Below are 23,955 nucleotides of genomic sequence, written 5' to 3'. Positions count from 1 at the left end.
TCGCCTAGGTGAAGCCGGTACAGGAGTGGCGCGGGTTACGACTGGCTGTAGGCTAAGTTCCGAAGAAGCTCTACTGTGATGAAATCAACATTTTAGTCAAATACTACAAAATCGTCTAGAACCAGATACTTGTGGGCCTATGGATAAAATTCTATTCAGAAGAAATAGGTGTTAAAGATATTGTGCTGAAATCATGAACATATTGTACATAATTATGACAAAAAGCAGGGAGTCATTTTGATAAATCGTTAACGAATTATTACCTTTTGACCACACTTTCACCACACACAACCAAAACACATGAAAATTTCTCAACTCTTCACCCCGCTCGCTTTATTTGCTGCTTCGGCACTTACCCTGTCTTCCTGCCAGGAAAAAGCCAATGTTGAAGTAAAAAACGAGGTTTCAGAAACTACTATCAATCAAATTAAGGCACTGGGCTTTACGGCCGCCGGTGCCCAGAAGGTTGATGGCGGGGTACTGGTGGAGGGCGACATTCTGCTGACCAACGAGATGCTGGCCAGCAAGCCCGACTATAACATGCTGCGCGTAGGCCAGGACGAGCAGTACCGCACTACCAACCTGGTAGGCGGCCTGCCCCGCACCATTACCGTACGCGTTTCGACCAGCCTGCCCTCGGCCTACGTTACGGCTACTGACGAGGCCATCCGCCGCTTTAATGCCGAAGGCTTGCGTCTTTCCTTCCGCCGGGTTACGTCGGGTGGTAACATTGTGCTGTCGGCTGCTCCTTCGGGCTCCGGCTACTTGGCTTCGGCTGGCTTCCCCTCGGGCGGCAACCCCTATGGCCAGGTGCTGGTAAACTCCGGCGCCATCGGCACGGCTAACGCCTCCACGTACATTGCCACCATTCTGGCCCACGAAATCGGCCACTGCATTGGCTTCCGCCACACCGACTACATGGGCCGCCAGTACAGCTGCGGTGGCTCGTCGGTGAACGAAGGTGCCAGCTCGGTAGGTGCCATCCACATCCCCGGCACGCCCACCGGCCCCGACCCCAACTCCTGGATGCTGGCCTGCATCGGCTCGGGCAGCAACCGTCCCTTCAACGGCAACGACGTTACGGCCCTCAACTACGTGTACTAAAGTCAGTTGACTTACTAGCGTAACACAGCCCCGGCTCCTGAAGCCGGGGCTGTTTGTTTTTGTGCGGTAGGAGCGCGTCGCACCGCACGCGCCCAATTATTGCTGCGTGGCCTCCGTCTCCGGTTCTTGAGCCTAACTCACAAGTCAGAATACAGCGAAGGCTGCTATGCAACGCGCGTGAATTACCGCTCACATCCAGCTTCTTCCGCTGGATTTTGCGCAGCAGAAGCAGTGTAGGCCGGGGGCCGCAAAGCCCTGCCAACTGCCTTACCGCTATACTGGGTAGGGCACCCAGACCCAGGCCGTGCGGGCTTTTCCTGCGCTTTAGTAGAAGTGGCGCGGCACGAAACTTCGCGCTGCTTTCTTGGCTGCTCAACGACCGGGCGCGTGCGACGCGCTCCTACTGTACGAATACGCGCCGCACAACTTCGGTGGTGCTGCCGGCCACGCTGATGCGCAGCAGGTAGAGGCCAGCGCCCAGCGTGTGGGTGTCGAACTGCGCAACGGCGCTGGGCTCGGTGTTGACTTCCAGGCGCTGCCGGCCTATCATGTCCACCACCCGGATGCGCAGGGCTTGGTCGGGGGGGCCGATAATGCGCAGGGGCTGCCCGGACACGACAGGCACGGGATACACCAGCACATCAGCCAAGCCGCCCACTACAAACACTTCTTCCAGGTTGCTGAACCGGGTGCGGCCCCCCGTCAGCAGCAGGCGTACCCGGTACTCGGCGCGGCCAGGGCGCGGAGCCAGGTCGCGGAGCAGAAAAGTGGTGCGGCGGCCCGGTGCCAGGGTTTGCACGGGCAAGTAGGAGCCATCGGGCTGGAGGCGCTCCAGCGTCAGGCTTTGCAGCTGAAACGTGGAGCCCAGCACCAGATCAAATTCTACGGAGTCCGTAACCAGCTGGCGGGCAATAAAGGAGCGCACGTAGCAGCCATGCTCGGCGCGGCTGGCATCAATAGTCGAGCCCCGCTCTCCTACCAGCCGGCTGCCCGGCAGCACGGGCGCCACGGCAAAGTGCCGGCCGGCGGCCTCGGCCGGCGTCAGCAGCAGGGCCGTATCGGGCACCAGGCGGTAGGGTTGCAGGTGGGTAGCGCCGAGCTGGTAGACTTGGTATTGCGCTATGCCGGGCACGCGGGCCCAGGCCAGCAGGGTTTCGTCGGGGCAGTTGTAGGCTACGTCCAGGGCCAAGGGGCGAGCCAGCACCACGGTATCCGAAGTATACGAAGCCGTAGCCGTGAGCAGGCGCAGCTGGAGCAGGGCCGTCGTGTCGGGTGGAGCAGTCCACACGAAGGCTTGCTCCGTGAGGTTGAGGCTGGTGCTGAGGGGCCGCCAGCGCTGGGGCTGGCCCACGTAGCTGTACTCCAAACGGGCAGGGGTGGCAGGTCCGGCCCAGTCCCAGCGCAGCACGGCGGGGCTGCCGGCCCGCAGGGCGCGGGCGGCGGTGGGGTTGGCCCAGGTGAGGCCGGTTTCCAGCTCGTACACCACGCTAAACCGTTGCGGCCCCTGGAGCACGGCGTGGCCGCGCACTCGCAGCTGGTAGGTGCCGGCGGCGGGCAGGTCCAGGGTTATTTGTTCGGCGTTGTTGAGGCGGTCGGGTCGGCGGCGGGCGGGCAGGGCCAGGGAGTCGGCGTGCGGAAAGGTGCTCAGGGTCCAGGGGTGCCAGCGTTGGCCGGCCTGCTCCAGGGTCAGGTCGAGGTCGTTGATGAGAGCCTGAGAGGCATTGGCGGCGGCTTCGGGGTCGGTCCAGACCAGCGTGGCCTTGAGGCGGTGGGTGCCGGGCGGCACGGTCAGCGTCAGTGCCTGCTCCTGCCCTTGCGCCAGGCTGCCCTCCCGAAACCGGTTGTCGAGCATTGTCCGGACGGCACCCTGGGCATCGGCCTGCCCGAAGCCGGCTACGTGGTCGAGGTGAGGGCGGCCGGTGTCGTCGGCGCTGTTGAGCAGAGCCGCTTTCACCAGGGAAGCCGCCGGCAACGCGCCGTGCTGCTCCCGGTAGGCCTGCTGCACCAGCAGGCTCATGCCCGACACCAGCGCCGCCGCGTCGGAAGTACCCCCGTCGCCGAAAGCTACCAGTTCGGGCTTGATGCGGCCATCGTGGGCGGGGCCGCGGGAGCTGAGCGGCACTACTTGGCCGAGGGCAGTGGTGGCGCCTACGCTGAGCGTGTTTTTCGACATTTTGAACTGGCCGGTAATGTTGGCCGTGGCCGGCAGGGCAGTGTAGCGGCCCGCGCCGCCGGGCTGGGTGCCAGAGTTGCCGGCTGAAAACACGTGCAGCAGGTTCGGGAACTGCCGGGCCTGCTGGTCGTAGGCGCGGGCTTCCAGGCCGTAGTAGCTCTCGATGCCAACTCCGTAGGAATGGTTTTGCACCGACACGCCCTGGCTCGTCAGCCCGGCGCCATCATCGGGCAGCAGGTTGTCGTAGCTGGACTGGGCAATGCGGGCCTGCCAGGCCGCGCCCTTGCCGCTGGGCGAGGAATTGCCGCCCCCAGCAATCAGCGTAGCCATGATGGTAGCGTGGGCCGTGAGCATCTGGGCCTGCGGGTCGGGGTTAACCAAGCGGCCTTTGAAGTCAATGTCCTGCTGGTCCAGGGGGCTTTCCTTTATCGACACCGTAAGTCCCTGCCCCGCCAGCCGCGGGTAGCGCCGGTGCACCAAGCTTATCTTATTGACGGCCAGGTTGGAGCTGTTGATTTGCCGCTCGGGGCGGGCGGGCCGGTCGGCTACGTCCACGAAGCGCACCCAGGGGCAAGCCGCCAGGGCCACTGCCGCAGCGCCCCGCACCTGGAGCAGGTCGGGGTGGCGGGGCTGGGCCGTGGCGCGGGCCTTGGGCAGCTCACGGGCCAGCCACTGCCGAAACGCCGCTACATCCGTCACGCTCACGCGCAGGGCCTGGCCGGCCGGCCGCTTTTCCAGGCCCGGCGCCAGGCGGCTGGCTACCGGAGCCGCCGCCCGGCCGGGTTCCTGCTGGGCCTGCGCCGCCGGGCTTGTCTGGGCGGCCACGGCCACCCAGCACAACACACAGAACACGCGGGCACGAGCAGAAAGAGGCATATGAAATCAGTAGGAAGAAGCCAAAGACAAGCGCCCGTGGCGGCAGCCGGCGCCATAACTCCAAGCAGCCAGGCCCGGCCGGAAAGCTGCTGCGGGCCAACTGCCTGTTTTCAAATGTACACATAAACCCTGGCCCGTTGCTACTCCCCGGCCAGCTCAGTAATGGCTTGTCTACACAAGAAAGGCCAGCTTCAAGCCGGCCTTTTCTGTGTAAGCATTAATTTCTGTTTCAGGGCTTAAGCACCACTTTTACGCAGTTGTCTTTCTTGTTGCGGAAGATGTCGTAGCCGTGGGCGGCCTCGGCCAGGGGCAGGCGGTGGGTGATAATGTCGTCGAGCTGCACCTTGCCCTCTACCACGTAGCTCAGCAGCTTGTCGATGTGCTTCTGAGCCGGGGCCTGGCCGCCCCGGATGGTGAAGCCTTTATCAAAGAACTGGCCCAGGGGGAAGTTGTCGTAATAGGCCGGGTACACGCCCAGCACCGTCACCACGCCCCCGCGCCGCACGGCCGAGAAGCAGGCCTCGATAACCTTGGCTGAGCCTTTTTCCAGGTTGATAACCGCCTTGGCCCGGTCCAGCAGGTCCCGGTCGGGCTCGAAGCCCACGGCTTCCACGCACACGTCGGCGCCGCGGCCCTCGCTCATGGCCCGAATCTGCTCCACTACGTCTTTCTGGCTGGTCCACAGGATGGTTTCGCAGTGAGCTGTGGTGCGGGCTTTGTCGAGGCGGTACTGCTGGGTGTCGATGACTACTACCCGCGCCGCGCCGCGCAGCCAAGCCGATTTAGCCGCCATAATGCCCACCGGACCCGACCCGAAGATGGCAATGAATTCGCCGCCTTTCACGTCGGCCCAGTCGATACCGGAGTAGCCCGTGGGGAAGATGTCGGTCAGGAACAGGGCCTGCTCGTCGGTCAGCGAATCGGGGATGACGCGGGGGCCGAAGTCGGCGTAGGGCACGCGCACGTATTCGGCCTGGCCGCCGTGGTAGCCGCCGTACAGGTCGGTGTAGCCAAACAGGGCGCCGCCTTTCTCGGTCAGCACGCCGCCTTCGGGGCCGTAGTGGTCGGGGTTGGAGTTTTCGCAGTGGCCGGGCAGCTCATGGTTGCAGAAGTAGCACGTGCCGCAGGCCACCGGAAACGGCACCACCACCCGGTCGCCGACCCGGAGCTTGCCCCGCACGCCGGGCCCCACTTCCTCCACAATGCCCATAAACTCATGACCCAGCACCATAGGCCGGGGCTGGGGCAGGCCGCCGTTGTAGATGTGCAGGTCGGAGCCGCAAATGGCCGTGCTGGTTACGCGGATAATGGCGTCGCGCGGGTCAATAATCTCGGGGTCGTCAACGGTATCAACGCGGACATCTTTCGGGCCGTGAAACACAAGTGCTTTCATACTAAGGCAGTGGAGTTGTGGAGTGAACAGGTCATTAGCCGGCCGGGCCGGTTCGTGGGCTAACGACGCTCCAACAACGGAGGTTGCGGGGTTGGATGAGGTAGCACGTAGCCGGTGACAGGTAACACGTGACAGGTGACAAGTGAACGGCAAGCCCCGGAGGGGCGACACATCGGTAGAAAACACCAGGTATAGATAATTCAAGAGCCCCAGCGGGGCGGCACCCCACGTCAGCACGACTGGATGTCACCTCGCTGGGGCTTTTTCTATCTACTTGACTTGCCCTCTACCAATATGTCGCCCCTCCGGGGCTTGCCGTTCACTTGTCACCTGTCACGTGTTACCTGTCACCGCCTCACCATCTCACAGCTTGTACACCTGCACACCCTGGGGCGTAAAGCAATAGGCAAACCCCTCTCCTACCAGCACCTGCCGGGTGTCGGCGGCGGGCACGGGCAGAGTGCGCTCCGTGAGCTGGTAGAGGTGGAAGAAATGCACCTGCCCATCGGCCAGGTAGTACAGCTCGTCGCCGCGAAACCCAATGCTGGTCAGGCCCGCGAAGGGCAGCTTTTTGCGGTAGTTGCCCAGATTATCGAACACGTAGACGCCGGTGGTACGGTCGAGCAGGTAGAGGTTGTTCTGGTACTCGCGCAGAAAGCGGAAGTCGGGGCGGGTGCGGCCCACCAGCAAATCGAGCGGCGTGGTGAGGGTGAAGCGCTTCTGCACCCCATCAAACTGCCGCAAGGTCAGGTCCGACTCGTTCAGCAGCCAGTACCGGTCGTCGGGGGCCAGGGTTACGGCGCGAGCCATGCCGTCGAGGTGGTCGATGAGGGCTACTTCGGTGATGGGAGCCAGAAACCGGTCGAGCAGCACCACCTGCTGCCGGTCGTCATAAAACACCAGAATTTTGGCCGTATTCCAGGCTTCCACCTGGGCCGTATGGCCGGGCAAGGGCGGCGAGTAGGTATTAAGCGGCTGCCCATCGGGCGCATACTGATGCAGGTTGTTTTGGGCATCCGTCACGTACAAGTTGCCCCGCCGGTCCAGCGACGCCACCCCCGGCTCCGGCAGCGCAATGGTGCGCACCAGCGTCCAGGCCGCGCTTTGCGCTTGTAGAGGTGAGAAGGGAGAGGTGAGAAGCAGGATGATAGAAGTGAGAAGGGAGAGGCGAGAGGTGAGACGCCATTTCAACGAAGGCAGCACCGCAAGAACATAGTCTAACTTCTCACTTCTCATAGTCTCACTTCTCCGAAAAGTCTTGCAAGGCCAATTCGTTGCCGTCATACACGGCATACGTGCAATAATTGACCCATTCGCCGAGGTTGAGGTAGCGGCTGCCGGGGGCCACTTCTACGTCGAGGGGCAGGTGGCGGTGCCCGAACACGTAGAACTCGTGCGCAAACTGCTGGTGCAGCTCCCGGCAGTAGGTCAGCAGCCACTCGTCCTCCCCAAAGTACTGGTCGTCGGCAGCGCCGTTTTGCAGGCGGCTGTGGCGGCTCCAGCGGTTAGCAATGCCGATGCCCAGGTTGGGATGCAGGCGGGCAAACAGCCACTGCGCCACGGGCGAGGCAAACACCCGCTTCAGCACCTTGTAGGTATGGTCGCCGGGCCCCAGCCCGTCGCCGTGCCCGATGTGGAACCGGTGCCCGCCGATGCGCTGACTCACCGCATGGCGCAGAATGGGAATGTTCAGTTCTTTGGTGAAGTAGTCAAACATCCACATGTCATGGTTGCCGGTGAAGAAGGTCACGGGCAGGCCGGCGTCGGTCAGCTCGGCCAGCTTGCCTTGCAGCCGGATGAAGCCGCGCGGAATGGCGTGGCGGTACTCAAACCAGAAGTCGAAGATGTCGCCGAGCAGGTAGATGGCGGCGGCATCCTGGGCGGCCATGTCGAGCCAGCGCACGATGCGCTGCTCCCGCTCGCGGGAGCGGGCGGCATCGGGGGCGCCCAGGTGAAAATCGGAGGCGAAGTACACGCGGCGGCCGGGGGGCAGCGGCAGGTCAGGCAGTTGCGGCGGGCGCGTCATCCAGTAAAAACAACACGATGCTGCGCGGGCCGTGGGCACCGAGCACCAGCGTTTTCTCAATATCCGCCGTGCGGCTTGGCCCCGTGGTCAACGACACCATGGAGGGCAGCCGGTCGGGCCCGTACTTCTGCTGCATACTTTGGAGCGCATCGCCAATGTCGGGTACCACCTGCGAGGTGCGGGCAAACACCAGGTGCTGGTCGGGGTAAATGCTCAGGCGCCGGCCGCTGCCGGTGGCGCTGCTCACCAGTACGCTGCCCGTGCGGGCTACCAGGGCCTCGCAGGTCGTGAGGCCAGCGTCGGCGTGTTCCAGAAAATCAGTTTCCGAATCCTGAAACACCAAGTTGCCCTCGTGCAGCAGCTTTTTCAGCTCCGGCTCCCACACAAACAGGCGCTCCAGGCTCTTCTCCTTTTTGTAGGCAAACAGTTGATCGTAGAAGTGCTCCGTCGACTCGCAGTAATACAAGGCCCCGCCCACCCGCACGAAGCTCTGGGCAAACAGCACGGCCAGGTCCTCGTCGGCGCCCGGCCGCGGGTGCAGGGGCGCCGTAAAGTCGGGCCGGGCCGGCTGCGGCGCCGGCTGCTGCAAGGCCTGCCGAATGCGGCGCAGGATGGTGTCGCGGGAGGTGTCGGACATGCGACAAAGGTATTGGGTTTTGGGTAGGGGCGCGCCGCCCGCGCCCGGTCGTTGAACAGTTGAAAGATGCAACGCGAAAAGATGGAACGCGAACCGTAAGAGGTCGGAGCCAAGTTGTACCTCGGTTTGTGCTATATAAAAAATAAAAAGCCAGCCTCTTGCGAAGCTGGCTTTTTATTAGATTACTCCCGTCACCGGCGGGCGCGTGCAACGCGCCCCTACATGGGTGTCACCACCGTGCCGCTGGGCTCAGAAGATGAAGCGCCGGACTTGTCATTGTCTACGCCAGGTAGGTTCAGGTCGGGCAGGTCGTTGCCGAGAGGCAGGCCGGGGTGCTCTTGTTTCCGCTCACTCAGGGTTTCGCTCCGGTCGGTGCCGGCCATGTGGGCCTGGTAGGTGGTCTGGCTGTCGAAGGGCCGCTTGCCCACCAGACGCTCCAGGTCGTCTTGCAGCAGGATTTCCTTCTCCAGCAACTCCTTGGCTACCACCTCCAGCTCGTGCCGGCGCTCGGTGAGCAGCTCCTTGGTGCGAGTATATGCCTGCTCGATAATAGTACGCACCTCTTCGTCAATCATCTGCGAGGTAGCCTCCGAGTAGGGCTTGGTGAAGCCGTACTCATTCTGCCCCTTGGAGTCATAGAACGAGATATTGCCCAGCTTGGGGTTCATGCCGTACACCGTCACGATGCTGTACGCCACCTTGGTGATGCGCTCCAGGTCAGAGAGGGCGCCGGTCGAAATTTTGCCGAACACCAGCTCCTCGGCGGCGCGGCCCCCTAGGGTCATGCACATCTCGTCCATGAGCTGCTCGGTGTTGTAGAGGAACTGCTCCCGCGGCAGATACTGCGCGTAGCCCAGCGCCGCCACCCCGCGGGGCACGATGCTTACTTTCACCAACGGGTCGGCGTGCTCCATGAACCAGCCTGCAATGGCATGGCCAGCCTCGTGGTAAGCCACGATTTTCTTTTCTCCGGGGCTGATAATCTTGTTTTTCTTCTCCAGGCCACCAATCACGCGGTCCACGGCGTCGGTGAAGTCCTGCATGGTCACCATCTTCTTGTCGCGGCGGGCGGCAATGAGGGCGGCTTCGTTGCAGACGTTGGCAATTTCGGCGCCGGCAAAACCGGGCGTCTGGGCGGCCAGCTTCTTGGCTTCCACATCGGGGCCCAGGGTCAGGGGCTTGAGGTGGACGTTGAAAATCTGGGTGCGGCCGTTGATATCGGGCTTGTCGATGCTGATTTGGCGGTCGAAGCGGCCGGGGCGCAGCAGAGCCGAGTCGAGCGTGTCGGGACGGTTGGTGGCGGCCAGGATGATAACGCCGGAGTCGGTGCCGAAGCCGTCCATTTCCACCAGCAACGAGTTCAGGGTGTTTTCCCGCTCGTCGTTGCCGCCGGGCACGTTGCCACGGCTGCGGCTGCGCCCGATGGCGTCAATTTCGTCGATGAAGATGATGCACGGGGCCTTGGCCTTGGCCTGCTTGAACAGGTCCCGGACGCGGGCCGCGCCCACACCCACGAACATTTCCACGAAGTCGGAGCCCGACAGGGAGAAGAAGGGCACGTCAGCCTCGCCGGCTACTGCTTTGGCCAGCAAGGTCTTACCCGTGCCGGGAGGACCTACCAGCAGGGCGCCCTTCGGAATCTTGCCGCCCAGCACCGTGAACTTGGAGGGGTTCTTCAGGAACTCCACGATTTCCTGCACTTCCTCCTTGGCTTCTTCCAGGCCGGCCACGTCCTTGAAGGTAATCTTTACCTTGTCGCCGCCCTCAAACAGGGCCGCGCGCGACTTACCGATGTTGAAAATCTGGCCGCCGGGTCCGCCCGCCCCGCTCATGCGGCGCATCAGGAACCAGAAACCCACGAACAGCAGAATCATAAAGCCCCAGGTGCTTACGTACTCGCCGTAGCCGGTGCGGTCCGTCACCTTCAGGCCTACCCGGCGGTCGGCGGGCAGCGCGGCCTGGGCCTTGTCGAGGTCTTCCTTGAACGTCTTGCCATCCACGACCCGGAACCCGTACTGGGCGCCCTGCTCCATGCTCAGCGGGCCGCGGCGGGCCAGCTCACGGGCATATTCCGGCTTCTTGGTGGCTTCGGGCTTAAGCGTAACCTCCACCTGCCGGTCGTTGACCAGGGTAATGTCGCGTACATCGCCGACCGTGAGCATCTGCTCAAACCGGGTTTGGGTGATTTCAACGAGGGGGTTGCTCCGCGAGAGGTAGACCATCCCCAGAATGAGGACGACCAAACCCGTGAGTACCCACAGCTGCATACCCGGCCGCGGGGCAGGGTTGGGCAGCATTGGTTTTTTCTTCTTGGGGGTTGTATCTGACATGTAATACAGGTGCTAAAACAAAACAAAGGCGGAACACGCCACCCGCGCATTTGTTGGTGGCTTCCGTAGTGCAAGGACGCCACCAGGCGGGTTTTACTTTACCGCCGTCGAGGTTTCCTCCTCTTCCACGTAGGTAATGGCGGCGTCGCCCCACAACTCTTCCAAAGCGTAGAACGCGCGCCGGTCGCGCAGGAACACGTGCACTACTACGTCCACGTAGTCGAGCAGCACCCACTCGCGGTTCATGCGCCCTTCCGACTGCCAGGGGCTCTGGCCGGTGAGTTTTTCTACTTCTTCTTCCACCGAGCGCGCAATGGCGTCGAGTTGGGTATCTGAGGAAGCCGAGCAGATAACAAAATAATCTGCCACGGCATTTTTAAGCTCTTTTAGATTAAGTACCACGATATCGGCTGCCTTCTTCTCTTGCATGCCGCGCACTACTACATCTGCCAAGTTGTCCGAATCCTGCCGAACCAGGGTACTTTTCATGGGGTATTATTAGGTTTGAACATCACAAAGTACGAAAATCAGGTGGAGGCCATATTCCCCCAAACCCTCTTCACGGGCCAGCAACTTATCTGGTTGCCAGAATGTGCCTCGACCAACACCGAGGCACAGGCGCTGGTTGTCCAAAACCGGGCCACGGATGGCTGCTGCGTCATTACCGACAAACAGACGGCCGGCCGCGGCCAGCGCGGCAACCAGTGGGAGGCCGCGCCCGGCGAAAACCTCACCTTATCTGTGGTGTGGCGCCCCACGTTCCTGCCGGCCGCCGACCAGTTCCAGCTCAGCCAGGCCGTAGCCCTGGCCGTGCACGACTGGGCCCGCCAGCTGCTGGGCCCCGACCCCGCCCTGCGCGTGAAGTGGCCCAACGATATTCTGTGGGGCGCGCAGAAGCTGGCCGGCATCCTGCTGGAGAACACACTGGCGGGCCCGAAAATTCAGCATAGCGTGGTCGGAATTGGTATAAATATCAATCAGCGCGTATTTGGTGTACCGACGGCCACTTCCCTGGCCTGCCTCACCGGCCGCGCCTACGCCCTGGCGCCCCTGGCAGCCCGCCTGCTGGAGTGCCTGGAGCGGCGCTATTTACAGCTGCGAGGCGGGGGCGTGGGTGCGCTGCGGGCCGAGTACCTGCGGGTGCTGTACCGCTACCAGGAAGAGCATCCGTTTGAGGTGGACGGCCGCCGGGAGCTGGGCCAGATTGTGGGCGTGGATGAGGCCGGCCGCCTAGCCCTGGCTCTGCGCACCGGGCTGCGCTACTTCGACCTCAAGGAAATCCGCTACCTGTAGCAGCCGGCGGCATCTCCCGAAGCCTGCTACTAACTACCTCAGCTTAAAGTATTTTATAGTGCATATATCAACTAATTGTCGCACCTTTGCGTACGGAAATTAAACTTTGCGTGCAACCGTCCGTCTTACGCAGGCATCTGCCCCGTTGAACCTGCGGATGGTGGCTGCGAATCGGGCATGGTGCTTGCCAACTTGCTCGTATCCCGTACTGCTCTTCTTTCGCCAAACCCTACTATCTTTCCATTGGCCGCGGTGCTCCGTGGTCCTTGCCGCTGACCTAATGCCATGAAACTTACGCTTCGCTTTCTTTCACTTCTGCTCCTGCTGGCCTGGCAGCTGTCGGTGCATGCGGCTTCCGTCGCAGCTCAAACGACGGCGCCGGCCCCCACGGTAGCTCCTAAGACGAATAGCTTACCCACGATTTCTCTTTTCCCCAACCCGGCCCGCGGACTGGTTACCATCACGGTGGGCCAGAAAATAACCGGGGAGTATAAATTGCGTCTCAGCAACATTATTGGCCGCGAAGTGCGCACCGTGGTGCTGCGGCCCGAAGCGGCTACCAATGGCATTACCGTCAATTTGTCGGATTTGCCGGCAGGTATGTATTTCTACAGCCTTGTGCTGAACGATAAGGTGATGAGCACCCGGCGCCTGGTGTTGCAGAACTAACCGCCGACCAAGTTTTATTTTCCCGGTGCAGACAAAAGCAGCTTCTACGAGCTGCTTTTTTTGTGCCTGGCGCCCAGCGAAAGTTTGGGTCCTACCCGCTGCGGTGGCCTGGCAGTGCACCGGGCTTGCTAGTTATTCTCTACTTTTGAATCCTCACCAGGTTCTTTTCTGTCCCCAACATCCCGTCGTTCAGCGGCAGGCGGGCCTTTCCCTGCCTCATCCTTTACCCTATGCGGAGTTACCATCGTTTAAATAACCTGGTTGGCTGGCTGGTATTCGCCATTGCTACGGCCACCTACCTGCTTACCCTGGAGCCTACCGCTTCGTTCTGGGACTGCGGCGAGTTTATTGCCTGCTCCTACAAGCTGCTGGTGCCCCACCCGCCCGGCGCCCCCACCTTCCTGCTGCTGGGCCGCTTGTTTTCCCTGCTGTCTTTCGGCGACGTTACCAAGGTGTCGGTGCTGGTGAATGCCCTATCGGCGCTCAGCTCCTCGTTTACGGTGCTGTTCCTGTTCTGGATTATCACCATGCTGGCCAAGAAGCTGGTGCTGCACCGCCCCGGCATGCACGACGACCGGAACCTGGAGCCCACCCAGGGCCAAACCTTGCTCATTCTCGGCGCTGGTGCCGTGGGCGCCCTGGCTTACGCCTTCTCCGATTCGTTCTGGTTTAACGCCGTGGAGGCCGAGGTGTACGCCATGTCGTCGTTGTGCACGGCTGTGGTGGTGTGGCTGATGCTGAAGTGGGAAAACCGCGCCGACGAACCCGATTCGGACCGGTGGCTGGTGCTCATTGCCTACGTCATTGGGCTCAGCATCGGGGTGCACTTGCTCAACCTGCTGACCATCCCGGCCCTAGGCTTCATCTACTACTACCGCCGCACCCAGAACCCCACTACCACGGGCGGCATCCTAACGCTGGCCGTCAGCAGCGTCATCGTGGGCCTGATTCTGGCCGGCATCATCCCGGGCCTGCCCACGCTGGCCGGGGCCTTCGAGGTGTTCTTTGTAAATACGGTTGGGCTGCCGTTCAGCTCGGGGCTGCTGATTTTCCTGGTCTTGTTTGTGGGCTTGATCTGGCTGGGTTTCCGGCAGTCGTTTCAGCGCCGCAGCCGCCTGCTCAACACCGTGATGCTGAGCTTCGTGTTCATTCTGATTGGGTATTCATCGTACCTGATTGTGCCGATTCGCAGCTCGTTCAATCCCACTATCAACGAAAACGCGCCCAATGATGTGCTCAGCTTCGTGAGCTACCTCAAGCGCGAACAGTACGGCGACCGGCCCTTGCTCTACGGGCCCCAGTTCAACGCCCGCCCCATCCGGCAGGACGAAGGCGCTCCGCGCTACGTGCGCCAGGGCGACAAGTACGTGGTGGCCGAGTACCGCCCCGAGCTGGTGTACGACCCCGCCGACAAGATGCTGCTGCCTCGCCTCTACAGCTCCGACCCGCTGCACATCTACAACTACAAAAAGTGGGTTGACATTCAGGAAGACGCGAAACCCACGATGGGGCAGAACCTGTCTTTCCTGACCCGCTACCAGATGGGCCACATGTTCTGGCGCTATTTCCTGTGGAACTACGTGGGCCGCGAAAGCGACATTCAGCAGGCCGGCGTGCTGTGGCCGGGCGCTCAGAACACGGGGCTACCGGAGCGGGTGGCCACCAGTGAAGCCCGCAACAACTTCTTTGCCCTGCCGCTGATTTTGGGCTTAGCCGGTCTGATTTATCAGGTGCGCCGCGACGGCCGCAACGCCTTTATTGTGGGGTTGCTGTTCGTGTTTACGGGCCTGGCCATTGTGATTTACCTCAACCAGCCGCCCATCGAGCCCCGCGAGCGGGACTACACCTTTGCTGGCGCCACGTTTGCCTTCGCCATCTGGATTGGCCTGGGTGTGCTGGCCTTGGCTGACCTGCTGAAGTCGGTGGTGAAGGCTGATACGGTGCGTGCCGGCTTGGTATCGGCCCTGAGCTTAGTGGCCGTGCCGGGCCTAATGGCCGCCCAGGGCTGGGACGACCACGACCGGTCAAACCGCTACAACTCGGTGGACTCGGCCAAAAACCTGCTCAACTCCTGCGCCCCCAACGCCATTCTGTTCACCAACGGCGACAACGACACCTTCCCGCTCTGGTACGCCCAGGAAGTGGAAGGCGTGCGCACCGACGTGCGGGTGGCCGTGCTCAGCTACCTGAACACCGACTGGTACATCGACCAGATGAAGCGCCGCGCCTACAAGTCGGAGCCTTTGCCGGTTTCGATGGAGCATGATACCTACAAGCAGGGCACCAACGACTACCTGCCCTACGCCGAAAACCCGGCCGTGCAGGAGGTGAACGTGCAGGAGTTCATGCAGCTGGTCAACCAGAACTCGCCCCTGCTGCAAGTGTCGTACGGGGAAGGCGGGCCCACGCTACTCTCCTACCCCACGCGCAAGTTCTATTTGCCCGTAGACACGGCGGCTGTGGCCAAGATGGGTATAATCCCGGCCGAGCGGCGCGGGCAGCTGGTGCCGCGCATGGAATGGGAGCTGGGCAAGAGCGCCATTGAGAAGAAGAGCCTGCTTATTCTGGATATTCTGGCTACCAATAACTGGAAGCGCCCGGTGTACTTCTCCAGCACCGTCGACTCGCGCGACTTCATGGGCTTGCAACCGTATTTCCAGCTGGAAGGCATGGCCTACCGCATCCTGCCGGCCAAAGACCCCAACTATGAGCCGCGCGGCGAGGAAGGCTACGTGGCCCAGCAGCTGATGTATGATAAGCTGATGAATCAGTTTGCCTACCGCGGCCTCGACAACCCCAGCATCTACTACGACGAAAACCACCTGCGCTTCCCGGCCAACTACCGCGACAAGTTTGCGCGCCTAGCCAACAGCTACCTGGCCAGCGGCGACAAAGCCCGCGCCAAGCAGGTCATGGACAAGTGCTTTGCCCTGATGCCCGACAAGTCGGTGCCCTACGACTACTACGTGCCGCAGTTCATCCCGGCCCTGGTGGCAGTGGGCGACAAGGCCCGCGCCAACGAAATTATGGATACCATGACCGGCCGCGCCGAGCGGGCCTTGGCCTACTACAGCACCCACAACAGCAGCCTCTTCGACCAGGAGTACCAGACCTACCTGCTGGCCCTGAACAGCATCGGCCGCGCCGCCGAGCAAATCGGCGACCAGCAGCGGGCTGCCAAAGCCGTAAGCTTGCTCCAGCGGTACATGCAGCAGTAGTTGCCTCACCCCCCGCCCCCTCTCCCGCGGAGAGGGGGAGCCAGTTCCGGGTCGTGCTACGCCGCCCTGTCGGCTGCCGCCTCCAGAACGGCTACCTGCTTGTAGTAGCACAGTGGCTGCATAGTGGCCTACAGGTTTGTAGAAACAGCATGTAATAAAGAAGTAGCCCACGTAGCGGTGCAAGGAACGCTCGGGCGTCTCTTGCACCGCTACGCGGCGCCTTGTTGTCTGTATGTGTGGCGGCTACAACCCTTCAGCCGCTACGCGGCCACTGTGCTACTACAAGCAGGTAGCCGTTCTGGAGGCGGCAGCCGACAGGGCGGCGTAGCACGACCTGTCGTCAGGCTCCCCTTCTCCGCGGGAGAGGGGGCCGGGGGGTGAGGCCAACGGTTTGTACCTTCCGGTGTCCACTCTTCGTTATGCCCGCTGTGAAACCTATTGCTGCTAGTCTACTATTCCTTTGCCTGCTTAGCCTGTCGGGCAACACTTTTCGGGCGCCTTCGCGCCGTGACTTTGCCAGCTTGTACCGCCCGGAGCGGCGGGTGCTGCTCGATACGCGCCGCGAGAATGACAGCCTGCGGGTGTACCTGCGGCTTCCGGCAAGGCGGGCCCAGGCCAGCGGCACGCTGCACGTGGCGGCCTGGCCCAGTTATGATGCCCGCCAGCCGCTGTGGCGGCAGGCCATGCCGGTGGCTTCCCGGCGCCGGGGCGAAGGCGAAAGTGCCTGGCTGGAAGTAGGAATGGCGCTTAATCAGCTCCGTCCGGGGCAGGTGCTTAGCTTCCAGACCGATGCTGCCCCCGAAGACGACACGGCCGGCGAAGGCGCCTGGCTACAGCTCACGCCGGAGCACCTGGCCCGCCCCTTCTTGCTCACCGATACGCTGGGCCAGCCCCTGTTCCGGCGCTACGTGCGTACGAGGGAGGCATTTGGCGTGGACTGCTACGGCCCCGACCAGCCCGTGCAGGCCCGGCGCTACCCGCTCAGCTCCCAGGCGGCAGCTCCGCCCATGGCCGGCACCCTGCCGGCCCAGCCCCGTACGCTCAGCCTGCAAGACTCTGTGTGGCACCGGGCGGGGCAGCCGCTGCGGCTGGCGGCCGGGCTGTACCTGCTGCGCACGGCCCAGGGCAGCCGGCAGGGCCTGCTGGTGGAGGAAAACAATTTTCCGGAGCAAACTACGGCCGACGAGCTGATTGCCCCGCTGATTTACCTGACCTCCTCGGCCGAGCGCAAAAAGCTGTTTGACGCGCCGGAGCCCAAGAAAGCCGTTGACCGGTTCTGGCTCGACGTGGCCGGCGGCAACCAGACTATCGGGCGGCAGCTGATCCGGACGTACTACGGGCGCGTGACGGAGGCCAACCGGCTGTTTACGGCTCACAAAGCCGGCTGGCTTACCGACCGGGGCATGCTGTACCTGGTGCTGGGCCCACCCGAGAGTGTGTACCGCACGGCCCAGGAGGAACGCTGGGTGTACCGCGGCGGCCAGGACCAGGCTGGCACCTTCGTCTTCCGCCCCAAACCCAGTACCTTTGCGCCTGAACACTACGAACTGGTGCGCCGCCCCGAGTACGAACGTCTCTGGTATGCTGCCGTGGAACAATGGAGAAAAGGACTAATCGCCCAGGCCGGCCGCTAACGGCGCGCCGCCAGTATTTCGACTCGGAAAACCGCCCCGTAACGCCCCGCCGCCCCGCTGCCGCCCGTGAGGGCCACGAGAGCCGCGAAAACGAAGGGCGCGCCGCCGACGCCGGCCGCGGCGAGTTTAAGCCCCGTTACCCCCACCGCCCGGCCCAGGACCGCAGCATCGATATGATTTTCGGCCTGCGCCCCATCTTGGAGGCGCTGAACGCCGGCCGCACCCTGGACAAGATTTTCCTGCTGCGCGGCACCAAGAACTCGATGACCCAGGACATCCAGGCCCTGGCCAAAGCGGCCAACGTGCCCGTGTCGTCGGTGCCGATTGAAAAGCTGGACGGCATCACGCGCAAAAACCACCAGGGCGCCGTGGCTTACGTGTCGCCCATCGACTACATGCCCCTGGACGGCATTCTGGCCGGGCTGTATGAGGACGGCAAAACGCCCCTGCTGCTGGTGCTGGACCGCATTACCGACGTGCGCAACTTCGGCTCCATTGCCCGCAACGCCGAGTGCTTGGGCGTGCACGCCATTGTGGTGCCCAGCCGTGGCGCGGCCCAGGTTAACGGCGACGCCCTGAAAACCTCGGCCGGGGCCCTCAACCTGATTCCGGTGTGCCGGGAGCCGAATTTGCGGGAAACCCTGACCTTCCTGCGCGAATCGGGCGTGCAAATTGTGGCCTGTACTGAGAAGTCGGATGCCAGCCTCGAAACCGGGGCCGTGGACCTGACCGGGCCCCTGGCCGTGCTCATAGGCAGCGAAGAGGACGGCATCAGCCCCGAGTACCTTCAGCTAGCCGACCACAAGCTGCGCATTCCCATGGCCGGCCAGATCAGCTCCCTCAACGTGTCGGTGGCCAGCGGGATTATGCTCTACGAAGTCCTGCGTCAACGTTTGCAGGCAGCACACTAATTGCAGAACGTGCAGCTACGTCGCTATTCCAGGCCGGGCATTCACACGAACAAGCGTCAGAATCCGGTGCGGCGCAAAGCCTGCGGCCGTCTCTCAAAGGTGTAGTAGAGACCTAGCCCTTGACTACGCCTTCCTTCGTTCGCGCTTCCTCGTTGAGCGACCTATGGTATTGCTCTACGCAACCTGTCGGCGCGGACGAGGAGACGCGAACCGTAAGAAGGCGAAGCCAAGGGCCGCGCTCTACAATTATTTAATATGCTTCACTACCGAAAAGCCTGCAAGTAGATTTTGCGCTTTATTTTATTCTACATGCATAGAAAGGCAGCTAGATTTAATAGGTATACGCTTGCTTACGCCTTCTTAGTATTCCTTGTTATTAGTGTCGGAGTTTGTATTCGCACTGTCCATTTTCCGGATATTCCTCCAGGCTTCAGCCAGGATGAGGCCAATAGCGCCTACGAATCCTTCTCGCTTGCCACAACCGGCCGGGATAGATGGGGAAATAAGCTTCCGGTTTATTTTCCTTCCTGGGGCAGTGGGCAAAACGTGCTACAGGCTTATTTAAGTATTCCGTTTATCAAAGCCTTTGGGTTAACCGTATTTTCGGCTCGTCTGCCCGCGCTGCTGCTCGGAATCCTGACGCTGCCTCTTTTCTTTTTTTGCCTACGCCCTTTTGGCCGTTATCCTGCCTTCCTGGGCTTGCTGCTGCTGACACTCGTGCCGTGGCATTTTATGCTTTCCCGCTGGTCACTCGAAAGCAACATAGCCCCTTTTTTTATGCTACTGGGCTGCACTATGCTCACCCAGGCGCTTATCAGAAATCAAGCCAGGTGGATCATTCCTTGCGTATTGCCATTTGCTTTGTCGTTGCATGCGTACGGTACAACAATTATTATTTTACCAATTTTGTTTTCAGCAGTTCTACTTATACACCGCAGGATTATTTACTCTCGGCTTGGTTGTTGGATTCTTGCATTTACTTTGTTTTTTATTCTAGCTTTTCCTTTTTTACTTTTCTTCACCGAGCATTATATACTAGAGCACAATTTAGCCTGGGCCGACAGGTTATTTTTCTCAACGCCTCCGCTGGCATCCACGCGCCTGAGCCAGATACGGCCGGCTGGCTGGCTGGAAACGGTGCAGTCAAACGTGTATTTCATCCGTTCTGTCTTCAGCGACGGAACGGTTAATCATGTGCTGTACGGCCATAAGACACTGCTACGCTTCACCTTGCCGCTTATCCTGCTTGGTCCGCTGGCCGCCGCCTACCAACTCATCAAACGGCAGGCTCAGGGCCGCTTCACTCCCGAAGACGTTGTTCTTTCCGTATTTTTTATCTGGGCAGCAGCGTCTTTAAGTTTTATTTTTCTGTTTAATCTGAATGTAAACCGATTCAACCATTTCTACCTTCCCTGCCTGGCATTATGCGCCTGGGTTGTGCAGTTTATCATCCAGAATATCCGGCCTGGTATGCAGAGGCAAGCCGCTCGTTTTATTGTTGCCGGAGTATTGATTTGGGAAGGTAGCTCAGCTGTCCGGAGCTACTTTACAGAGTATCCGCAAGGCAGAATCAAAGACCGATTTAACGTGGGTCTGGAAGAAGCCTTTGCATCAGCAAGCGAGCTTACCGGAGTCAACCAGATCATAATATCCAGGCAGGTGCCGTTACCTGATGTGTACACTCTTTTCTACCTGAAATACCCACCCGAAAAGTTTCGACAGGAAGTCGACGTAGAAATAAGCAACGGGGAGTACAAGGTTAACAAATTTGGCAAATACGTATTCTACGACGATTGCCTGAATTCCGCAGCTGATTACGGCTATGTATCCCGAATACATACGCTGCCGAGTAGTACGCGTCACCGTAAAGAGGTTATTTACACAAATGAGCTATGGGAAGTAGGCATCATGCGGGTTAAAACTCAATAATTGAGTACGCTTATTCGGGCGCTGCTTGCTGTGCAGCTATTTTGTATTCGGTGCACGCTCCGGTTCGACAACGGAAAAGAGCTGCCAGGCCGAATTGTACCCCGAATATGAAACGATTCAGGTTCTAGAAAGCACTAATTTCAATTATACCCCGTTCCTTTTTTCGATTTCACATCGGCTACAAAATCCTTGACGCGCTGCTCCTCGGTGCGGCGGCAGATAAGGAGCACGTTGTCGTACTCGGCTACGATGAAGCCTTCGAGGCCCTGTACTACGACGAGGCGCTCGGAGGGGGTTTTGATGACGCACTCTTTGGTGTCGTAGAGCAGGGCGTTGCCGTCCACCACGTTGTCGTCGGCGTCGTGGTGGCCCATGCGGTGCAGGGAGTCCCAGGTTCCCAGGTCGCTCCACCCGAAATCGGCGGGCAGCACGTACACATTGTCGGCCTTTTCCATCACCCCGTAGTCGATGCTGATGTTGCGGCAGCGGGTGTAGGCCCTGGATATAAACTCCTCTTCCTGCGGGGTGCCCAGGATGTCCCGGCCTTCGTCGAAGACCTCGGCAATGTCGCTCAGGTACTGGTGGAAGGCGCGGATGATGACGTCGGCCCGCCACACAAACAGGCCGGAGTTCCAGAGGAAGTCGCCGCTGGCCACGAACATCTGGGCCAGCTCCAAATTAGGCTTCTCGGTAAAGGTTTTGACTTTGCGCAGAGCGGCCGGAAAGGTGCCGTCCTCGTGGCCCGGCGCGGTCTGGACGTGGCTGGCCGGCACCGGGTCGTCAATGAACTGGATGTAGCCGTAGCCCGTGTCGGGGCGGGAAGGCTGGATGCCCAGGGTAATGAGCACCTCGTGGGTGCGGGCCCCGGCCACGGCCGTCCGGATGGCCTCGCGGAAGTTTTCCTCGTGCATCACGGCGTGGTCGGCGGGCGTTACGATAACCACGGCCTCCGAGTCGCGCTGGGCGATGCGGTAGCTGGCGTAGGCGATGCACGGGGCCGTGTTGCGGCCGATAGGCTCCCCCAAAATCTGGTCTTGGGGCAGCTCGGGCAGGTGCTGCTGCACCAGCTCCATGTAGTCGCGGTTGGTCACGACAAACACATTCTCGGGCGGGCAGATGGTGCGAAACCGGTCGACGGTGAGCTGGAGCATGGATCGGCCCAGGCCTAGCACATCGTGGAACTGCTTGGGGTGGTGGGTGCGGCTAAACGGCCAGAAGCGGCTGCCAATGCCGCCGGCCATTACCACGAGGTAGGTATGCTGGGTCATAGAAATGCGGGCCCGGCCCGGCAGTAAGCAAAAGAACCGGCGGCCTGCAAATATCCGATTTTGCCCGACACCAGCGCGGCTCCCGCCCTGTGGCCTAGCTCGCAGCTAGAGCAGAATATCGTCGACGGGCTGTAGGCGGGGCGGCAGGTTGGTTTCGCCCAGCATCTGGCGCAGGTCGATTTCAATGGTGCGGCAGATGGCCGTCATCGGCACGTCGTTGATGTAGTTCTCGAAGGGGTCTTCGGAGTTGTCGCCCACGATTTCAATGGTGGTGAAAATCCACGATATCAGCACCGAAAACGGCACCGTGAGCCACACGGCCGCGCCGTTGCTGAGCTTGCTGAACTCGCCTACCAGCCCAAGCGGCAGTAGCAGCACAAATATCCACACGAACACGGTGCTGAAGTAGGCATACTGGCGCGGAAAGGGCGTGTTCTTGATTCTTTCGCACATGCCTTGCAGGTTGTAGCCCTCCTTCACGGTCTGCATCAGGTCGATGTGCTGGAAGTCGTTGAGCAGGTGTTGGGTGCGCAGCTGTTGCAGTTTCACCGACTGGGTGTGCAGCAGCTGCACGGCGGCGTTGGCCGCGGCCCCGAGGCTGCCGTACTCGGCGGAACTCAGAAAGCAGGCCACGTTGTCCTGTGAATCCCGGTCGAGTTGCAGGTGCAGGTCGGGAGCGTAGCTGAGGTTGTGCCGGTCGTGGATGGTGGTGCGGCGCAGTTGCAGGCGCAAGGCGTTAATCCAGGCCAGCTGCCGGTATAGCAGGTCCTGGTGCACGCCGCGCAGCTCGGCCGAGGGCTCGGCGCCGGCCGCCAGCTCCAGCCCGCCCACGTAGCTGCACACCTGGCTGCCCCACAGCCGGCTGGTATTCACGATGCCACCCCAGATTTTGCGCGCCTCCCAGAACCGGTCGTACGACTGACTGTTCTTGAAGCCCATGTAAAAGGCCACGGCTATGCCAATGGTGCTCAGGGGCAGAAACGGCAGGCGAATATCGAGGCCGCGCGGCCGCAGCAGCACGTAGCTGGCCGTTACAAGCCCCGCCCAGAGCGTAAACCCCAGCAGGTTTTTCCAGGCAAATTGCAGGATAAGCTTGGTTCGGATGTTGCGCCGGGTGTACATAGGGGTCAGGTGAGGAAGTGACAGGTGACAGGTAACAGGTGACGGGTTGAAGGTCATGCTGAGCTTGCCGAAGCATCTCTCCCGCTGGCTAATCAACCAGAGTAGCAACGAAGCAGTAGAGATGCTTCGACTTCGCCTCCGGCTCCGCTCAGCATGACGTTCTACTTGTTACCTGTTAGCTGTTACCTGTTACCTGTTACCTGTCACCTCATTACCCTGTCACCCTTCACCCCAAACTACACCAGCCCTTCGCGCAGCAGGTCGTGGAGGTGGATGAAGCCGCTGAAACGGCCCTGGTCGGTGACGATGAGTTGGGTGATGTTGCGCTGCTGCATGCGGGCCAGGGCCTCGGCGGCAAAGTCGTCGACCTCCACCGTGACGGGGTTGGGCGTGAGGATGTCGCGGGCCTGCACCGCGTCGAGGCGGCCGGCGTGGGCAGTAAGCATGCGGCGCAGGTCGCCGTCGGTGATGATGCCCTGGAGCTGGCCCGCCGCATTAAGCACGGCCGTAGCGCCCAGGCGCTTACCCGAAATTTCAAAAATAATATCGGGCAGCGGGGCCGTGTCCAGGACCTGGGGCTGCTGGTTCTGGCGGCTCAGGTCACCCACTTTCAGGTAAAGCTGCTTGCCCAGAGTGCCGCCGGGGTGCAGGCGGGCAAAGTCCTGGCGCGTAAACTCCCGGCTTTCCAGCAGGCACACGGCCAGGGCGTCGCCCAGGGCCAGGGCGGCCGTGGTGGAGGTAGTGGGTGCCAGGTTGTGGGGGCAGGCTTCGCGCTCCACGGGGGCGTGCAGCACGTAGTCGGCCTGCACGGCCAGGTAGGAATCAGCGTTGCTGACCAGGGCGGCCAGGGGCACGCCTTTGCGCTTGAGCAGGGGCACCAGCACCTTGATTTCGGGCGTGTCGCCGGACTTGCTGATGGCAATAACGAAGTCCTCAGCCTGAATCATGCCTAGGTCGCCGTGGATGGCGTCGGCGGCGTGCATAAACAGGGCCGGCGTGCCCGTGGAGTTCAGCGTGGCCACTATTTTGCCGGCAATGTGGGCACTTTTGCCGATGCCCGTTACCACCACCCGGCCGCGCAGGGCCAGAATAGCCCCTACGCATTGTGCAAAATCGGGGGTTTGGGCCAGGGCAACGGCTACTCCCTGAATGGCCTCAGCTTCTTGCTGAAGCACTTTTTTTGCCAGGGTGTTAAGTTCGTTCTGCGGTTTCAATCTAAATTTGATATTGCGTAAGCGGCAGAGCCTATGCGGTGGACGGTACCAGACCAGCTTCTTGTCTTGATATCCAATACCCTATACGCTATGCTTCAAAATTCCTAGATTGAGGTAGCAAGCCGCGTGGGCCGCTGCATCAATCTACAACCCCCAAT

Annotated in this window: 17 protein-coding genes; 7 read left to right on the top strand and 10 right to left on the bottom strand. The window is 61.2% G+C overall.

Going from position 1 to position 23,955, the window contains the following annotated elements; all coding sequences use genetic code 11:
- Positions 1-300: 300 nt before the first annotated feature.
- Positions 301-1,104 (top strand): zinc-dependent metalloprotease, encoded by an 804-nt coding sequence (locus OIS53_RS19040; protein WP_264680164.1) that lies wholly within the window; start codon positions 301-303, stop codon positions 1,102-1,104.
- 400 nt (positions 1,105-1,504) lie between these two features.
- On the opposite strand, the gene OIS53_RS19035 is transcribed toward OIS53_RS19040, so the two are convergent.
- From OIS53_RS19035 to rsfS, 7 genes are all read right to left on the bottom strand, one after another.
- The gene (locus tag OIS53_RS19035; RefSeq protein ID WP_264680163.1) at positions 1,505-4,153 is read right to left on the bottom strand and encodes a S8 family serine peptidase; all 2,649 of its coding nucleotides are present in this window, start codon (positions 4,151-4,153) and stop codon (positions 1,505-1,507) included.
- 229 nt (positions 4,154-4,382) lie between these two features.
- The gene (locus tag OIS53_RS19030; protein WP_264680161.1) at positions 4,383-5,546 is read right to left on the bottom strand and encodes a zinc-dependent alcohol dehydrogenase; all 1,164 of its coding nucleotides are present in this window, start codon (positions 5,544-5,546) and stop codon (positions 4,383-4,385) included.
- Positions 5,547-5,909: 363 nt separating this feature from the next.
- On the bottom strand, positions 5,910-6,737 hold the full coding sequence (locus OIS53_RS19025) for a hypothetical protein (protein WP_264680160.1): 828 nt from the start codon (positions 6,735-6,737) through the stop codon (positions 5,910-5,912).
- Positions 6,738-6,786: 49 nt separating this feature from the next.
- Complete coding sequence (locus OIS53_RS19020; protein WP_264680159.1) at positions 6,787-7,572, bottom strand: UDP-2,3-diacylglucosamine diphosphatase; 786 nt, start codon at positions 7,570-7,572, stop codon at positions 6,787-6,789.
- Entirely contained in the window at positions 7,547-8,209 is a 663-nt protein-coding gene (locus OIS53_RS19015) for a LutC/YkgG family protein (RefSeq protein ID WP_264680158.1), read from the bottom strand. Before OIS53_RS19015 ends, OIS53_RS19020 begins: the two co-directional genes overlap by 26 nt.
- A 218-nt stretch (positions 8,210-8,427) precedes the next feature.
- Positions 8,428-10,539, bottom strand: a complete 2,112-nt coding sequence (ftsH, locus tag OIS53_RS19010) for an ATP-dependent zinc metalloprotease FtsH (RefSeq protein ID WP_264680157.1) — start codon at positions 10,537-10,539, stop codon at positions 8,428-8,430.
- Between the two features lie 93 nt (positions 10,540-10,632).
- Entirely contained in the window at positions 10,633-11,028 is a 396-nt protein-coding gene (rsfS, locus tag OIS53_RS19005; RefSeq protein WP_264680156.1) for a ribosome silencing factor, read from the bottom strand.
- Between the two features lie 15 nt (positions 11,029-11,043).
- On the opposite strand from rsfS, the gene OIS53_RS19000 reads away from it, so the two are divergent.
- The 6 genes from OIS53_RS19000 to OIS53_RS18975 all read left to right on the top strand — a co-directional run bounded on the left by OIS53_RS19000 (position 11,044) and on the right by OIS53_RS18975 (position 20,193).
- On the top strand, positions 11,044-11,832 hold the full coding sequence (locus OIS53_RS19000; protein ID WP_264680155.1) for a biotin--[acetyl-CoA-carboxylase] ligase: 789 nt from the start codon (positions 11,044-11,046) through the stop codon (positions 11,830-11,832).
- Between the two features lie 285 nt (positions 11,833-12,117).
- Positions 12,118-12,501: a T9SS type A sorting domain-containing protein gene (locus tag OIS53_RS18995; protein WP_264680154.1), complete on the top strand. Its 384-nt coding sequence runs from the start codon at positions 12,118-12,120 to the stop codon at positions 12,499-12,501.
- 230 nt (positions 12,502-12,731) lie between these two features.
- Positions 12,732-15,719: a glycosyltransferase family 117 protein gene (locus OIS53_RS18990; RefSeq protein ID WP_264680153.1), complete on the top strand. Its 2,988-nt coding sequence runs from the start codon at positions 12,732-12,734 to the stop codon at positions 15,717-15,719.
- Positions 15,720-16,147: 428 nt separating this feature from the next.
- Entirely contained in the window at positions 16,148-17,353 is a 1,206-nt protein-coding gene (locus tag OIS53_RS18985; RefSeq protein WP_264680152.1) for a GWxTD domain-containing protein, read from the top strand.
- A complete protein-coding gene (rlmB, locus tag OIS53_RS18980) occupies positions 17,317-18,264 on the top strand; it encodes a 23S rRNA (guanosine(2251)-2'-O)-methyltransferase RlmB (RefSeq protein ID WP_413775168.1) in 948 nt (315 codons plus the stop codon). Before OIS53_RS18985 ends, rlmB begins: the two co-directional genes overlap by 37 nt.
- Positions 18,265-18,573: 309 nt before the next feature.
- The gene (locus OIS53_RS18975) at positions 18,574-20,193 is read left to right on the top strand and encodes a glycosyltransferase family 39 protein (protein ID WP_264680151.1); all 1,620 of its coding nucleotides are present in this window, start codon (positions 18,574-18,576) and stop codon (positions 20,191-20,193) included.
- A gap of 140 nt (positions 20,194-20,333) precedes the next feature.
- On the opposite strand, the gene OIS53_RS18970 is transcribed toward OIS53_RS18975, so the two are convergent.
- The 3 genes from OIS53_RS18970 to OIS53_RS18960 all read right to left on the bottom strand — a co-directional run bounded on the left by OIS53_RS18970 (position 20,334) and on the right by OIS53_RS18960 (position 23,797).
- Positions 20,334-21,461, bottom strand: coding sequence for a mannose-1-phosphate guanylyltransferase (locus OIS53_RS18970; protein WP_264680150.1), 1,128 nt, complete (start codon positions 21,459-21,461; stop codon positions 20,334-20,336).
- Positions 21,462-21,566: 105 nt separating this feature from the next.
- Positions 21,567-22,583 (bottom strand): bestrophin family protein, encoded by a 1,017-nt coding sequence (locus OIS53_RS18965; protein WP_264680149.1) that lies wholly within the window; start codon positions 22,581-22,583, stop codon positions 21,567-21,569.
- Between the two features lie 236 nt (positions 22,584-22,819).
- Positions 22,820-23,797: a KpsF/GutQ family sugar-phosphate isomerase gene (locus OIS53_RS18960; protein WP_413775167.1), complete on the bottom strand. Its 978-nt coding sequence runs from the start codon at positions 23,795-23,797 to the stop codon at positions 22,820-22,822.
- Between the last annotated feature and the right edge of the window lie 158 nt (positions 23,798-23,955).

Source organism: Hymenobacter sp. YIM 151500-1 (genome assembly GCF_025979885.1).
GTDB lineage: Bacteria > Bacteroidota > Bacteroidia > Cytophagales > Hymenobacteraceae > Hymenobacter.
Note: the sequence above shows the minus strand (reverse complement) of the source record. Positions and strands in the feature narration are given on the sequence as shown.

Excerpts from the sequence above, each read along its gene's own strand:
- OIS53_RS19040 (WP_264680164.1), top strand. The coding sequence starts at position 301 with ATGAAAATTTCTCAACTCTTCACCCCGCTCGCTTTATTTGCTGCTTCG.
- OIS53_RS19035 (WP_264680163.1), bottom strand. The coding sequence starts at position 4,153 with ATGCCTCTTTCTGCTCGTGCCCGCGTGTTCTGTGTGTTGTGCTGGGTG.
- OIS53_RS19030 (WP_264680161.1), bottom strand. The coding sequence starts at position 5,546 with ATGAAAGCACTTGTGTTTCACGGCCCGAAAGATGTCCGCGTTGATACC.
- OIS53_RS19020 (WP_264680159.1), bottom strand. The coding sequence starts at position 7,572 with ATGACGCGCCCGCCGCAACTGCCTGACCTGCCGCTGCCCCCCGGCCGC.
- OIS53_RS19015 (WP_264680158.1), bottom strand. The coding sequence starts at position 8,209 with ATGTCCGACACCTCCCGCGACACCATCCTGCGCCGCATTCGGCAGGCC.
- ftsH (WP_264680157.1), bottom strand. The coding sequence starts at position 10,539 with ATGTCAGATACAACCCCCAAGAAGAAAAAACCAATGCTGCCCAACCCT.
- rsfS (WP_264680156.1), bottom strand. The coding sequence starts at position 11,028 with ATGAAAAGTACCCTGGTTCGGCAGGATTCGGACAACTTGGCAGATGTA.
- OIS53_RS18995 (WP_264680154.1), top strand. The coding sequence starts at position 12,118 with ATGAAACTTACGCTTCGCTTTCTTTCACTTCTGCTCCTGCTGGCCTGG.
- OIS53_RS18990 (WP_264680153.1), top strand. The coding sequence starts at position 12,732 with ATGCGGAGTTACCATCGTTTAAATAACCTGGTTGGCTGGCTGGTATTC.
- rlmB (WP_413775168.1), top strand. The coding sequence starts at position 17,317 with ATGGAGAAAAGGACTAATCGCCCAGGCCGGCCGCTAACGGCGCGCCGC.
- OIS53_RS18975 (WP_264680151.1), top strand. The coding sequence starts at position 18,574 with ATGCATAGAAAGGCAGCTAGATTTAATAGGTATACGCTTGCTTACGCC.
- OIS53_RS18970 (WP_264680150.1), bottom strand. The coding sequence starts at position 21,461 with ATGACCCAGCATACCTACCTCGTGGTAATGGCCGGCGGCATTGGCAGC.
- OIS53_RS18965 (WP_264680149.1), bottom strand. The coding sequence starts at position 22,583 with ATGTACACCCGGCGCAACATCCGAACCAAGCTTATCCTGCAATTTGCC.